A 13,720-nucleotide genomic window follows, 5' to 3' on the forward strand; every position below is an offset into this window, starting at 1 on the left:
ATGATCACCTCCCACCGACACGAACGCACATGCCAGAACTACGACTATAATAGTCGTTCTATAGGTGAAGGACCAGACACAAAACGCTGTGTTGGTGTCCTTCGGAGCGATCGGCGTTGTGACTGATTCGGTCGGATACGAACGGCGAACGGCCCCGCCCGGATCGTCCGGGCGGGGCGTCGCGGCGCATCAGTCGCCGTTGCGGCGGGTGGGACGGGACCAGATGAGGCTGAAACCGCCGTCCTCGTCGTCGAAGAGGTTGGCGTAGATCGGAGCGGTGAAGCTCGGATCGTCGAGCTTGAGGCCCAGATAGTCGCGGCCCTCGTTGGACTGCTTGGACCAGGCGGCGCCGATCTCGGCGCGGCCGACCAGAATGCGGTGGCTGGGGGCGTTCTCGCTGGTCTGGTTGGTTTCCGGGACGATGCGGACGTTCTTGGCCTGCACATTGAGGGTGACGATTTCGCCGGTGTATTCGTTGCCGGTCTTCTTGAAGGTGCCGATGGTCGCCATGTCAGTTCTCCTTGATTTGAAGCTCCGAGCCCGCACCATTGCGGCCTCGATGGCGATCGACGGGCCGGAGGCGATCGACGCCGCACCCGCTAGGGCCGCAGCGCCAGCGGAGGATGGCGCCCGAGCGACTTTGTTGTTTCGCGAGGAATGAGCGCGCAGCGCTCAGGGGAAGAAAGTTGATCGGTGCCATTGCGGCATAGGCGATCGAGGCGCAGCCGGTCTTCGGCCAGATCAGGCCATTGGAGAGGCCGTTTGGAGCGGTCGACCCGACAAAAAGATCAAGGGAGAACGTGGCGGTCCCATGCAGCCGTAGGAATCCTGGCAACGGGTCGCTGCCGGTGACGACGTTGCACCTGTCCTGGCGAGAACCGCGATGGGCTTCCCGCAGCCCTCGGCTCGTGAAACGCCATCCGCGCCTTCGTCGTCGAGTAGCTGTGCAGCGGACCAGCTACCTGTCCAGCGCCGCTTCAACATGCCTTACGCTATTTCGGGCCTGACATTGCGATCTCTGCTCGAGGGCCAGTTTCGTCCATCTCCTGCGTCGAGGATGGCAGGCGTGCCGACTTGCTGGCCATGCTCCGACGGCTGTGTCTGTGTCAGCCCCGCGCCATGCCCTGTCCGGCCGGCTCGGGCGCGGCCATCGCCGAGATCCGCAGGAATGCCGTGACGCCGACCGCGATCGCACCGACGACGGAAAAGGCGATCTGCCAAGTCTCCGACGGCATGGCGTGCTTCACGATGCCATGGGTCGCGTGATAGCCCGCGATCGCCGCAGGCGCGACGAAGGCAAGCGCAATGACGATGCGCAGCCAGAGCGGCCGGGCGAAGGCAAGGAGCAGTTGGCCGACGCCGAAAATCAGCGCGGCCGCGACCAAGCCGATCGCGATGCCGCCCGGCCAGCCGGCGCCGCTGTCATAGGCCCACATACCGGCGGTGACGCCGGCGAAGGCTGGAAGCGCGTAGATAGCAAGCGTGAACAGCAGCCAGCAGAGAACGCCGATGGCCGCGATGCTGAAGATGATGCCAAGGAAGATCATGGTGGTGGTCTCCGTGAGAAAAGGTCTGACGGTCGCGCCTTCCACCACCACCACGGCGCGGTGCCAAGTATAGCTGAAGATGAGCGGCCACGGGAGCGGAAATCGGCTAGGAAGTTCCGCTCGCCAGACCAGGCGCTCCCTTCGTCAGGACTGGAAGGGATCGAATTCATGGATGATGGCGGCGGTGTCGCCGTCGTATTCGTTGGCAGGAACGACCGAAAGGCTGCCGTCGCCGGCCCGGAAGATGACGATGGCGACCATGAGTGTGGTGGCGAGGCTGAAGGCGTAGGCGTGGGCGTCGTTGAGGGACATTGTTCCGGCTCCTGTCTGGAGGCGGGGGACCATCCCCCGCGCGACAGGCGCCCGATGTGTCCGGCCGAGGGCCGCAATCACCGCGGAGGCGAAGCCTCAAGGCCGCACGCTCGCGTAGCGGACCCTTCACGGGTTGATGGCGTCAGGCCATCGGCTGGACCAAGGATCAGCGCATTGAGAGCGGTTGATGGCGACGCTTTCTCAGGAGGAGGGTGTAAGACCAAATCGAAGCCGAGGAAATTCACCGCGTTCGCGAGCGACCTTGAATACCTGCTCGAGCGCCCCAATGAACGCGTCCTCTGTTCGGAGATGAAGCGTATACGCGTGAAGTTCCGGGTAGTCCAAGACGAAGCATGGAACGCCGGTATTGTCGTATATTCCCATAACTGGTGGTGTATAAACCGAGAATTCAGTCATGAAGAGTTCCTTAACTACAATCAAACCAATAATCTCGCGGTTTCCAATATCGATTTCGTGAGTGATGCCATTCGTGAGAAACGTAAGCGGGTGGTGCTGTTGCGCGTAGGAAATAGAGCCGCGCAACTGAGCAGTCGCCTTCGTAAGATGGGAGACGACGGTGGATATTTTACGTTCAATCGATCTTTGCAATGCTAGCTCCGTGTTCGGGCTGTCTTTCGCTTGAATGAGCAGGATCGCAGATGCTGTGATGACAAGAACATCTACAAACTCCTTCCCGTCGTCAGGCCTGATCGGATTTAGATAGATCTGGTCGCTCGCGAATGTCCGATGCAGGGCATGAACGATGTCGAGTTCACTGAAGTGACCGGCGTCATCACGCTCTAGGACCGTGTGCATGTTGGTTTTCTTGCCATGATAGGAGTTCACTTCGGGTCGGGTGTCCGAGATATAAAGATCTTCCGGAAATAGAGGTTCTTGGAGATGGATCGCAAATGATTGCTCGTCGTCCAACGTTGTCCTACGTCCGAACCAATCAGGCATCTGATCAAGAAACTCCCTTGCTATGTGAAACGAGAACGGCAAGAAATTCATGGTTTCAGCGAATGCCCGGAAGCGTGGGGCGTCATCGTTCTTCGCGGAATAGCCCAGCAATTCTCGATTATGCTCGTCGAGAAAATGGATATTAAAGTCGTCGGACGAAAGCAGTTGTCTGATGTCGATGGTCATCTGGTCGTCGAACAGCGGAGACCAGAATGTCAGCGGCTCGTCGTGGTCGTCGAAGAAAGCCGTTACGAGCCCATAAGAGGATGAGCCGTTGGCTATGAGCGGTGCTAGATAGAAGCGAAATTCACGCTTTATCTTCGCTGCCAGCATGTACTCTTTCGGGCATTTGATGATCAGTCTTGTGGCCTCTTCCTCGGGTAGCCGCAGGGGCCAGAGGCCTCCAGGAAAGGCTACAAGTTCTGCGAATATTTCTGGATGAGTAATTGTGAGCATTGCCAGTCCGTTCCGAGAATACTTTGCTGCGAAGACAATAGCCGCCTTTGCGAGATTTAGCAGTAGCGGCGCTTACGCGCCGCCGTCGCCGAACTTCCAGACGGGAATGCCCATCTTGCGGGCCTTGTCGGCGAGATTGCCCTGGATTCCGGTGCCGGGGAACACCATCACGCCGATCGGCAATACCGCCAGCATGGAGTCGTTGCGCTTGAACGGCGCGGCCTTGGCATGGCGGGTCCAGTCGGGCTTGAACGCGACCTGCGGCACCTTGCGCTGGTCTGCCCAGCGGGCAGCGATGCGCTCGGCGCCCTTGGGCGATCCGCCGTGCAGCAGCACCATGTCGGTATGCTTGGCATGGACCTGATCGAGTTTCGCCCAGATCAGCCGGTGGTCGTTGAACTCGAGCCCGCCGGTGAAGGCGATCTTCGGTCCGGTCGGCAGCAGCACCTCGGTCTCAGCCCGGCGCTTGGCGGCGAGGAAATCGCGGCTGTCGATCATGGCCGAAGTCAGGGTGCGATGATTGACCATCGATCCGCTGCGTGGCCGCCAGGAGGATCCGGTGTGGCGCTCGAAATGCTCGGCGGCCTGGTCGCGCATCAGCTCGAATGCGTTGCGGCGCTCGATCAATGTCTGCCCTTCGGCGGTGAGGCGCTCCAGTTCGACCGATTTCACCTCCGAGCCGTCCTGTTCCCGCTGGCTACGGCGCTGCCCCTGCTCGTTGTCGTCGAGCTCGCGCTCGATCCGGTCGGCGGCGCGATGGAAGAGGTTGACGGCCGACCAGAGAAGGTCGTCGAGGTCGGGCTCGAGGCGGGTGTCGCCGAGGGTCGCGATCAGGGCATCGAATATATCTGCGATGGCCCCGGCGACGATGTTTCCCTCCGGGAGCGGTCTCGGATCGGGTTCGTCGTGGAATGGGCGGTAGCCGTAGAGCTGGAGTTCGGTGAGAACGTGGTCGGTGGAGGATGAGGCGTGGTGAGGCTCGAAGCCGTCGTCGTGTTCGCTCGCCATGGGATGCTCCTTCGTCGGTTTGACCGCGACCCTCGCGGCCTTCTGGCGACGAAAGCTGTCGGGCGGGCCGGACCTGCACCCGGAGCGTCAGCGCAGGGCCAAGCATCGCGCCGGATGGCGAAGGCCGGCTATTTTGTTTCGCGATGGAAAGCGCTCCTCTTGGAGCGCGCCGGAAAATAGCTGGGCGCAGCCATTGCCGGTCCGGTCCGCTTGACGGCCGATCGCCCTCTCGAAGGCCGGGTCGCGGTCCCCTCCGATGCAAAGGGAGCAGCCTCGTGCGATACGGCGACGGCTGCCGCTCCCCCGCGCTTGTCCCTTCCGGCTATGCCGCCAGGGCGAGAAAACGGGCGACATCCTCCAGGGCGAGCTGCTGGTGGACCGCTGCCCGCAGAGCGTCGATGCCGAAGGTGCGGAGATCCTCGTTGAAGTCCCCGAGCACCGGCGACAATACGATCGCCTCGATCCCGGCGCCGTTCGCCCGCTCGATCAGGCTGTCGCGCGCCCCATCGCCGGCCGGATCGTCATCGCGGACGATGTAGAGTCTGCGCAGTGCCGCCGGGAACAGGATAGCGGCAAGGTGGGCGGCCGACAGCGCGGCGACCATCGGCATGTGGGGCAGGACACAACGCAATGACAGGATCGTCTCGATGCCTTCTCCCGCCGCTATCACGTCGTGCGCCACGCCGAACCGGACCGCATGGCCGAGAAGGTCGCCCATTGCCCGCCTCGGCGTGTCGATCGGCGCCTTGCCGTCGCCATCGGGGGAAAGCCAGGTGCGGTGCGCTCCGGTGATCCGGCCGTCGAGGTCCGTGACGGAAGCGATCATCGCCGGCCAGGTCTCGGTCGGCGAATGCTCGTCGGGCCGATAATAGCAGCGCGGGTGGAAGCGGAGCGATCCGGCTCCGTGCAAATTCGTGATGCCGCGTTTCCGTAAGTACGCTTCTGCGACGGTGCCGGTAATCGGCTGCGACATGGCGAAAAGCCGTCGCGCAGCCTCCGACGATCCGGTGGGCGCCGGCGTCGGCCGCCGTTGGCGGTCCGGTTCGGGTTCGGGACGCGGCAAGCTCAGGAAGGTCCGGGCCTCATCGGCGACATCCCTGAAGTCGACCAGCCCGCAACTCTCGCGAATGACGTCGAGCAGGTCGCCATGCTCGCCGGTGGCCGCGTCGGCCCACTTGCCGGCCGCGCCCTTGCCGGATTCGGGTCCGATCAAGCGGACGAACATGGAGCGGCCCGGCGTATTGCGGACATCGCCCACCATCCAGTAGCGGCCCTCGCGCCGTCCGCTGGAGAGATATTCGCGGCAGACGGCCTCGGCCTGACGGCCGAGACGGTGTGCCAGGTCTGAAGCGTCGCGGGTCATCATGCAGCCTCCCGCTCGGCGATGCGCTCGATCGGAAACCGCTCCAGCAGTTTGGCGAGGGTCGCAGGACCGGATGTGTCGGTCGGAACGAACAGGCGGAACTTCCAGGAGATGATCTCGCCGAACAGCCCATAGGTCTTGAGACGGTCGCGCATGGTGTCGGTGAAGCCGGTGAGTTCGATCCGGTTGACGCCCATGACGCGCGCGCGGCGAAGCCGCAGGCCTTCGGCGAGATCGAGAATCGTCCGCCCGTCCATCAGCGCCGCAAACGCTTCCTCCGGCGAGAGCGCCGTCGTGCCGGTTGCCGTTGCGTTTGCTGCCCAGGCCGGCGAGACCTTGCGGCCGATGACGCGCTCGCCCGTATCGGTCTGGAGCCGATAGACCCGCGTCGACTCATTCGGCAGGCGCTTCCAGATCGGCAGCAGGAGCCCGGCGACGATGTGAATGGTGCTGTCGGTAAACTCCGGCACGGACGCGACTTCCGCCTCCCAGGCCTTCGTAAATGCCGCCCGGTCGGCTTCCACCCAATGGGTGTCGCCCATCATGGCTACGGGTACATTGGTCGCCTCCATCGGCCGGATCAGCCGCACGCGGCGTTCGACCGCGCCGTCATCGTCGATCACGCTGGTGGTCGGGATGCGCACCGCGGCTCGTCGGGAGCGCTCGTTGACGAGGAGCGCCGCGCGGGGATCGGTGAGATGGTCGAGCGCCGCGTCGAGCATCACCGGCCGGTTGCGTTCGCGCTGGGCAATGGTGAGCAACGTCGTCACCGCGCTGGTCGCGGGATGCGTGTGGATGGCCTGCCGGTCCGTGACGGTGAAGCGCTCGGCCCGCAAGGTTTCCAGCCCGCCATCATAAGTGCCGCTGGCGATCGCGCCTTCGATCCGGGCCGATAGGATTTGCTCGAAGCTCGCGAACAGAATGTTCTGCAGATCGATGGTGAGCGCCAGCAGCCGGTTGAGGAATGTGGTAATCGGCGGCAGTTCGTCCTTGATGCCATTGGCGTCGGTGAGCTTGAGGCCGGTCGATTGGTCGAAGGTCTGGAGCGGGCAGCCCTCGACCTTGCCGGCGACGATCAGGAGATAGAGCCGGCGCAGCGCATCGCGCGCATAGGCGCTTTCGAGATTGTCCTCCGCGCGGAACAGGCCCTGGCCTCCGGTCTGGCGCTGGCCGCGCGTGATGGCGCCGAGCGTGTCGAGCCGCCGCGCGATGGTAGAGAGGAAGCGCTTTTCCGCCTTCACATCGGTCGCCACCGGCCGGAAGAGCGGTGGTTGCACCTGGTTGGTGCGGTTGGTGCGCCCAAGGCCCTGGATCGCGGCATCGGCTTTCCAGCCCGGCTCCAGCAGGTAGTGGACGCGGAGCCGCCGGTTCTTCGCCGCGAGGTCGGCATGATAGGAGCGTCCGGTGCCACCCGCCTCCGAGAAGATCAGGATGCGCTTGGCGTCGTCCATGAAGGCTGCGGTCTCGGCGAGATTGGCGGCGGCGGCCCGGCTTTCCACGGCGAGGCGATCCCCCTTGCGGACGATGCGGCGCGAACGGCCCGTCACCTCGGCCACCACGTCCGTGCCGAAGCGCTGGACGATCTGGTCGAGCGCGCCGGGGACCGGCGGCAGCGAGGCAAGCTTCTCGATCAGCCGGTCGCGCCGGGCGACGGCCTCGCGGCTTTCTACGGGCTGGCCGTCCCGGAATACCGGCCGTGAGCAGAGATTGCCCTCGCTGTCGGTGAAGGGCTCGTAGAGCTGCACCGGGAAGGAATGCGCCAGATAGTCGAGCACATATTCGCGCGGCGTGATGTCGACCTGGATGTCGTTCCAGTCCTCGATCGGAATCTCGGCCAGACGCCGCTCCATCAGCGCTTCGCCGGTCGAGACGATCTGGATAACGGCTGCGTGCCCGGCGTCGAGATCGGATTCGATCGATCGGATCAGCGACGGCGTCTTCATCGCCGTGATGAGATGATTGAAGAAACGCTGCTTGGCGCTCTCGAAGGCCGAGCGGGCAGCGGACTTGGCCTGCCGATTCAGCGTGCCTTCACTGCCGGTGACGTTGGTCGCCTGCATGGCTGCGTCGAGATTGTTGTGAATGATCGCGAAGGCGCCAGCATAGGCGTCATAGATGCGCCGCTGTTCGTCGGTGAGCTGGTGCTCGACCATCTCATATTCGACGCCCTCATAGGAGAGCGAGCGGGCCTGATAGAGGCCGAGCGCCTTGAGGTCGCGCGCCAGCACTTCCATCGCCGCGACCCCGCCATCCTCGATCGCCTCAACAAACTCGGCGCGGGTGGCGAAGGGGAAGTCCTCGCTGCCCCACAGGCCGAGCCGCTGGGCATAGGCGAGATTGTGCACCGTGGTGGCACCGGTCGCCGAGACATAGACCACGCGCGCATCGGGCAGCGCGTGCTGCAGGCGAAGCCCGGCGCGGCCCTGCTGCGAAGCGGCCTGGTCGCCGCGTTCGCCCTTCGATCCAGCGGCGTTCTGCATGGCGTGGCTTTCGTCGAAGATGATTACTCCATCGAAGTCTGCTCCCAACCAATCGACGATCTGCTGGACCCGCGAAACCTTCGATCCGCGCTCGTCGGAGCGCAGCGTGGCGTAGGTGGTAAAAAGGATGCCCTGCTCCAGACGGATCGGCGTGCCCTGGCGAAAACGCGAGAGCGGCGTGACGAGGAGTCGTTCCTGTCCGAGCGCCGACCAGTCGCGCTGCGCGTCCTCGATCAGCTTGTCGGATTTGGAAACCCAGACCGCACGGCGGCGGCCCTTGAGCCAGTTGTCGAGCAGGATGCCGGCGACCTGGCGCCCCTTGCCCGCGCCGGTGCCGTCGCCCAGGAACCAGCCGCACCGGAAACCCACCGCGCCGTCCTGGTCGTCCGCCGCCGCGGTGACGACATCGAAGGTCTCATCAACGGTCCACGCGCCGGGCAGATGTTGGCTATGAGCTTCGCCGGCATAGATGACGCTTTCGAGCTGGGCGTCCGACAGGATGCCGGTCCCGACGAAATTTGCCGGCAGATGCGGGCGATAGCTCGGTGTCGGCGGTGCCACCGAGGCCATGGCTGCCGACTGCACCAGCTTGGTCGGATGGACCTTAGAGCCGGAAATACGGATCGACTGAAGCGCGTATTCCTCATAAAGCGCATCGGTGAGCCGCGCGTTCTGGGGTGGGCTCCATTCGATGGTCTCATAGGCGAGTTCTTCGCCCGCCGGTGTGGCGATGGTGAAGGCCGGTTCGACCGCGCCCGCGTGACATGACGAACGATTGTTCGGATCGGGGGCCGCAGGGCGAAGCGGCGCGATGGTCGGAAGCGAGACAGACGCCCTCGGCGGAAGGTTGTCCTCGATCCAGCCAAGCAGCGTCGCCGGATCAGGCGCGACACCCGGTGATGCGGGAAACGCGGTCGGATCATCGGCTGGCACCTTGTCGATGACGGTGAGCCGCGTGTCGATGGTCGTCCCGTGCCGCGCATAGACACGGCCGTCGATGGCGGCGGCAAAGACGACGCGGCCGTGCTCCTGCAGCCGGACGAAGGCGTCGCGCCATTTCGGGGCATCGGGGGCAAAGCCCGCGCCGGTGATGGCGACGAGACGCCCGCCGGGCGCCAGGCGCGCCAGCGCCGAGGCGACATGGCGATAGGCGGCGTCGGCCATGCGCCCCGAGACATTCGCCATCGCCGAGAACGGCGGGTTCATGACGACGACGCTGGGCACAAGGTTGGCGTCCAGATAGTCGTCGATCTGCGCCGCATCGAAGCGGGCGACCGGGATGGCCGGAAAAAGGGAGGAGAGAAGATCCGCGCGCGCCTCGGCAAGTTCGTTGAGAATGAGCCTGCCGCCGGCGATCTCGGCGAGGATGGCGAGTAGCCCGGAGCCTGCCGAGGGTTCCAGCACGGCGTCCTGCGGCGTGATCACGGCCGCGGTGGCGGCGATAAACCCGAGCGGGATCGGCGTCGAGAATTGCTGGAAGGCCTGACTTTCTTCGGAGCGGCGGGTATGGGTCGGGAGAAGATCGGTGATCTTCGCGAGCAGCGGCAACGCAGCGGCTGGAGATCCGGCTTTGCGCAAAAGCACTTTGCCGTATTTGCGCAGGAACAGGATGGTCGCCGCCTCGCAGGCGTCATAGGCCAGCTTCCAGTCCCAGGCGCCGTCGGCGTCGGAGCCGCCATAGGCGATCTCCATGGCGTCCCTCAGGATTGGTGCATCGATTTTGCGGCCCTGTTCGAGATGAACGAGAAGCGTCCTGGCCGCATCGGCGGCATGCGGGATCGGTTCGATATCGGCGAGCGGATGTGTGGCGGCGGCGTGCGCCGCGGCGGGGAACATTTGCGTCATGGAGGAGACCTCGGGAGAGCGGGAAAGGGTCGAACCAGGCGGCGCTCTCTCTTTGACGTCCCGGCTCAAACCCGTCCCGGCCATCCTCTCCCTCTCACGGCTCCGGCGGCACATAGGCCTCGTAGGGATTGCCCTCGGCGAGGTGGCCGAAGGGTGTGAAGACGAAGTCTTCGCCGTCGCGACCGACGGCGAAGATGACGTAGCGCGGTGTGCCCGTCGCGGCGTCGACGCACTCCATGAGAGCGAGATTGCCGTCGGCCGCTGCGCGCAGGAGCGTCTCGAAATTGGCGCGGGCATGATCGGGAATGCTCATGGCCGGCCTCCGCGGATCGTATCGTCGAGCCAGCCATGGGTGCCGATCCAGGCGACGGTGTCCCGCTGGCCGAGATCGAGCACATGGGCGCCGCCGGCGAAGGCATTGATGCGCGGACGCGAACAGGTGTTGGCCCATTGAAAGCCCCAGCGGCCGGTGAGCGCGAAGGCGTCGGCGCAGCGCAGGACGAAGTCGATGACACGCTGCGGGTCGCCGGCGCCGTCTTCCTGCATCCAGAGTTTCGAACCTCCGTGGGCGGGATCGACCGACAGGAGAAAGCCGTCGGAAGGCGGATCCTCCGACGCGCTGTGCGCGCAGAGGTCATTGTAGATGTCGAGGGCACGGGCGGCATTGCCGGACGTGCCTACGTCGAGCAGGCAGGAGAAGTGTGTGAAGTAGTCAGCCATGGTGGCCTCCGGAAACGAAAAACGCCCGGTGCGGAGACCGGGCGTTGTCGGAATTGATGGTGAAGGGCGCGGGGCGGCGCGGGACCGCCCCGCGTCTGCTTATTCGGCGGCCACGGGCTGAGGCTCGTCGGCGGGTTCGCCGTCGGCCTCCTCCTGATCGGCGAGAAAGGCCGGCAGCGTTTCGGATTCGCCACTGGTCGCCCCGGGGGTCACGTCATCGTCCAGCGCGGGAAGGCGAAGCGGTTCGGGCAACCAGCCGCTGTCTGCGAGCAGTCGCTCGGCTTCCTTGGCCATGTCCGGCTTCTTCAGATGGTCGATGAGCTGCGCGGTTTCCTCGCCCTTCGCCTCGCGCACCGCGTCGAGGATGCGCGGCTTCGTCACCCGGCCGAAATAGTTGTCGACCGTCGGACGCCAGCCAACCTCCACCATGTTGAGACCGGTAGCGCGCGCCAGCCGGTCCGCCTCGTGGATGCGCTGCTGCACGCCGTGCACGGTCGGTCCGGCGCCGTAGGGATTGGCCTTCTCGTGGAGCGCATTGACGCCGAAGGAGACGCAATGGGCGAGAAGCGCCATGCGGCTTGCGTCGTCAAGACCGTCGAGCCTCTCCCAGAGCGCGTCATCGTCGCCGAGGGGAAGATCGACCTTCCACGCCTCCTGCCGATCGTCGACGGACTTGGCGGATGCACTGTCCTTCAGATCATCGGCCTGCACGGGAAAGAACACATGTCGAACCGAGGCATCGAGGCATCCCGGCGAGGAGACGTGCTGGAAGGTATCGCGCACCAGCTTGTGGAGGAGCGCGGTCATGGCGATATGCGGATTGTTGGCCAGCGCATCGCGCAGCGCGAGGGTGCGGTGTGCGGTCAGTTCGATCACCAGCCGCTCGGGCAGCGGCTTGACCACATCGTCCTCGTCATCCTGCGGCTCAGGCTCGCCGCCGACCGAAATGACCGTGCGTTGACCGTCACTGCCCGGCGTTTGGCCGTCATCGCCGCCAACGCCGGTGTCGCCGCCCGCCGGGGCTTCGTCGTCGGGCCGGACATAGCCGCGATCGACGCTGAGGCGGCCATCATGACCGATGCCGACGAACACGCCGGCACGGCCGATCTCGGCAGGATCGAAATGCTTCGGCCGGTCCTCGAACGCGTCGAGTGCCGTCTCGATCTCACCGAGCCGTTCATCCACCTCGTCGGGCAATTCGTCGGCTTCGGCATATTCGGATTCGAGACGGTCATATTCGTCACGCAGCGCCTCACGCGTCGCGCGTTCCTCGTCGGTCAGATCGACCGGTGCGCCGGCAAGCTGTCGCAGGCCTTGCGTATGGCCGTAGGGAAAATCGGCGGCGACCTCGATCCACTTCCAGCCTTCGCCGGCGATGGTCTCCGCCTCTGCCTTGAGCTTGTCGGCGACGAGACGCTCCAGCAGCGGCACGTTCTCGACCCAGCCGCCGTCATCGTCCTGGAACAGGTCGCGCATGACGGCGCCGCCAGCCTCTTCATAGGCTTCGATGGTCACGAAGCGCACGCGTCGGTCGGCGGCGCGCACGGTGTTTTCCGTCAGCATGCGGCGGATCTGGTAGGGTTCCTTCGACCAGCTATGCTGGATCGACTCCCAGACCTGTTCCTGTCGCGCATGGTCGGCCGAGACGGTGAAGGCCATGAGCTGCTCGAGCGTCATCCCGTCTTCGGCATAGATGTCGAGGAGCTTCTCCGACACGGTGACCAGCTTGAGCCGCTGCTTGACGATGTTGGCGGACACGAAGAAGCGCGCGGCGATCTCCTCCTCGGTCGTGCCCTGTTCGCGCAAGGTCTGGAAGGCGCGGAACTGGTCGAGCGGGTGCAGCGGCGCGCGCTGGACGTTCTCGACCAGGGAATCCTCCTCCGCCGAGATGTCGCTGCCCGCCTCCCGCACGATGCAGGGCACGGGCGCGGTCCTGGCGAGGCGCTTCTTCTTGGCGAGGAGTTCGAGCGCCCGGTAGCGCCGGCCGCCGGCCGGGATCTCGAACATGCCGGTTTCCTTGCCCTCGGCGTCGAGGAGCGGTCGCACATTGAGGCTCTGCAGGAGGCCGCGGCGGGCGATGTCCTCGGCCAGTTCCTCGATCGAGACGCCGGCCTTCAGGCGCCGAACATTGGACTGGGAGAGGACGAGTTTGTTGAAGGGGATGTCGCGCGACGCGCTGAGGGTGATCTTCTGAGTGGCGGTTGCCATGATTGGTTACTCCGCGACGGGCGCCGAGAGCCCTTCTCTCGACTTCCAACCCGTCACGGAAAAGGGCGCAGCCCTCTCACTCTCCTGTCCGGAGACGGAAGTCAGAGGATCAGGCCGATGGAGCGGGAGAGATCATCGCCCGTTCCGCAGGGAGGCCGCTGCTGCCTTGAGCAGGCGTTCGCTCTCCACGATGCTGCCCGCCTGCCGCGCTGCCTCGGCATAGACCGACAGAGGAAAGGAACCCTCGAAGAGGATGTCCCGCTCGATACCGAGATCGAATGGCAGGCGGACTGAGGTGAGCTCGGCGAGGCTACAGGAGCCGAGTTCGGGGCACCCGAAGCCAAGATCGGCGAGGCCGAACAACGTGTCGCCGTTTGGCTCCATCTCGGAGATGAGCCAGGTTCCGGCGCCGACGGGATTGAAGAACTTCACCACCGGCACATGGTCGACGTCGCGCTGTCGCTCATTGGCGAGCAGCCGATCTCGCAGGTCGTCGGTCAGCAGGATCATGCCACCCTCCTGTCGCAAGATGGCTCGACCGTGACCGTTTGTTCGGCTTCAGCCGGCGCGAAGGTCAGGAGCCAGTCGGCGGCCTTGCTCGCCTGGGATGCGGCACGGACGATGACGCGGTTGTCCTCGCGCAGCACTTCGAGCCAGGAGCCGATGTAATCGGCGTGCCGCACGGACGGTACGATGCCGAGCGACGCGCAGCAGAAGGCGGCGTTGATCTCCGCGATATATCCTGACAGTCCAGCCCCAATCTGAAATTTTTCCGCAGTGAAGATGAGGTTGATCATGCTGCCATCTCCTCTGCCTGGGGC

The 13,720-nt window shown here is 64.7% G+C and carries 12 protein-coding genes; all 12 read right to left on the minus strand.

What is annotated here, in order from left to right:
• Positions 1–189: 189 nt before the first annotated feature.
• A complete protein-coding gene (locus tag FHS78_RS17420; RefSeq protein ID WP_167095648.1) occupies positions 190–510 on the minus strand; it encodes a DUF736 domain-containing protein in 321 nt (106 codons plus the stop codon).
• A 596-nt stretch (positions 511–1,106) separates the two neighbouring features.
• Positions 1,107–1,547 carry a DUF4175 domain-containing protein gene (locus tag FHS78_RS17425; protein ID WP_167095649.1) on the minus strand — a complete coding sequence of 147 codons (441 nt, stop codon included), beginning with the start codon at positions 1,545–1,547 and terminating at the stop codon, positions 1,107–1,109.
• Positions 1,548–1,691: 144 nt separating this feature from the next.
• Entirely contained in the window at positions 1,692–1,859 is a 168-nt protein-coding gene (locus FHS78_RS17430; protein WP_167095650.1) for a hypothetical protein, read from the minus strand.
• Between the two features lie 201 nt (positions 1,860–2,060).
• On the minus strand, positions 2,061–3,275 hold the full coding sequence (locus tag FHS78_RS17435; RefSeq protein ID WP_167095651.1) for a hypothetical protein: 1,215 nt from the start codon (positions 3,273–3,275) through the stop codon (positions 2,061–2,063).
• 72 nt (positions 3,276–3,347) lie between these two features.
• Positions 3,348–4,283, minus strand: a complete 936-nt coding sequence (locus FHS78_RS17440; protein WP_167095652.1) for a DUF2493 domain-containing protein — start codon at positions 4,281–4,283, stop codon at positions 3,348–3,350.
• Positions 4,284–4,605: 322 nt separating this feature from the next.
• A complete protein-coding gene (locus FHS78_RS17445; protein ID WP_167095653.1) occupies positions 4,606–5,649 on the minus strand; it encodes a DUF7146 domain-containing protein in 1,044 nt (347 codons plus the stop codon).
• Positions 5,646–9,971, minus strand: a complete 4,326-nt coding sequence (locus tag FHS78_RS17450; RefSeq protein WP_425500311.1) for a strawberry notch-like NTP hydrolase domain-containing protein — start codon at positions 9,969–9,971, stop codon at positions 5,646–5,648. Before FHS78_RS17450 ends, FHS78_RS17445 begins: the two co-directional genes overlap by 4 nt.
• Before the next feature lie 94 nt (positions 9,972–10,065).
• The gene (locus tag FHS78_RS17455) at positions 10,066–10,284 is read right to left on the minus strand and encodes a DUF6117 family protein (RefSeq protein ID WP_167095654.1); all 219 of its coding nucleotides are present in this window, start codon (positions 10,282–10,284) and stop codon (positions 10,066–10,068) included.
• On the minus strand, positions 10,281–10,691 hold the full coding sequence (locus FHS78_RS17460) for a hypothetical protein (protein ID WP_167095655.1): 411 nt from the start codon (positions 10,689–10,691) through the stop codon (positions 10,281–10,283). Before FHS78_RS17460 ends, FHS78_RS17455 begins: the two co-directional genes overlap by 4 nt.
• A 99-nt stretch (positions 10,692–10,790) precedes the next feature.
• A complete protein-coding gene (locus tag FHS78_RS17465; RefSeq protein WP_167095656.1) occupies positions 10,791–12,899 on the minus strand; it encodes a ParB/RepB/Spo0J family partition protein in 2,109 nt (702 codons plus the stop codon).
• Between the two features lie 132 nt (positions 12,900–13,031).
• On the minus strand, positions 13,032–13,409 hold the full coding sequence (locus tag FHS78_RS17470; RefSeq protein WP_167095657.1) for a DUF2958 domain-containing protein: 378 nt from the start codon (positions 13,407–13,409) through the stop codon (positions 13,032–13,034).
• A partial coding sequence (locus tag FHS78_RS17475; RefSeq protein WP_425500312.1) for a zincin-like metallopeptidase domain-containing protein occupies positions 13,406–13,720 on the minus strand: 315 nt, incomplete at its 5' end. The genes FHS78_RS17470 and FHS78_RS17475, both read right to left, overlap by 4 nt.

Origin of the sequence: Parvibaculum indicum (assembly GCF_011762095.1) — a bacterium.
In the GTDB taxonomy this organism is placed as follows: Bacteria; Pseudomonadota; Alphaproteobacteria; order Parvibaculales; family Parvibaculaceae; genus Parvibaculum; species Parvibaculum indicum.

What these genes read in the sequence shown, in the direction of transcription:
- FHS78_RS17420 (WP_167095648.1), bottom strand. Translation starts at nt 510, where the DNA reads ATGGCGACCATCGGCACCTTCAAGAAGACCGGCAACGAATACACCGGC.
- FHS78_RS17425 (WP_167095649.1), bottom strand. Translation starts at nt 1,547, where the DNA reads ATGATCTTCCTTGGCATCATCTTCAGCATCGCGGCCATCGGCGTTCTC.
- FHS78_RS17430 (WP_167095650.1), bottom strand. Translation starts at nt 1,859, where the DNA reads ATGTCCCTCAACGACGCCCACGCCTACGCCTTCAGCCTCGCCACCACA.
- FHS78_RS17435 (WP_167095651.1), bottom strand. Translation starts at nt 3,275, where the DNA reads ATGCTCACAATTACTCATCCAGAAATATTCGCAGAACTTGTAGCCTTT.
- FHS78_RS17440 (WP_167095652.1), bottom strand. Translation starts at nt 4,283, where the DNA reads ATGGCGAGCGAACACGACGACGGCTTCGAGCCTCACCACGCCTCATCC.
- FHS78_RS17445 (WP_167095653.1), bottom strand. Translation starts at nt 5,649, where the DNA reads ATGATGACCCGCGACGCTTCAGACCTGGCACACCGTCTCGGCCGTCAG.
- FHS78_RS17450 (WP_425500311.1), bottom strand. Translation starts at nt 9,971, where the DNA reads ATGACGCAAATGTTCCCCGCCGCGGCGCACGCCGCCGCCACACATCCG.
- FHS78_RS17455 (WP_167095654.1), bottom strand. Translation starts at nt 10,284, where the DNA reads ATGAGCATTCCCGATCATGCCCGCGCCAATTTCGAGACGCTCCTGCGC.
- FHS78_RS17460 (WP_167095655.1), bottom strand. Translation starts at nt 10,691, where the DNA reads ATGGCTGACTACTTCACACACTTCTCCTGCCTGCTCGACGTAGGCACG.
- FHS78_RS17465 (WP_167095656.1), bottom strand. Translation starts at nt 12,899, where the DNA reads ATGGCAACCGCCACTCAGAAGATCACCCTCAGCGCGTCGCGCGACATC.
- FHS78_RS17470 (WP_167095657.1), bottom strand. Translation starts at nt 13,409, where the DNA reads ATGATCCTGCTGACCGACGACCTGCGAGATCGGCTGCTCGCCAATGAG.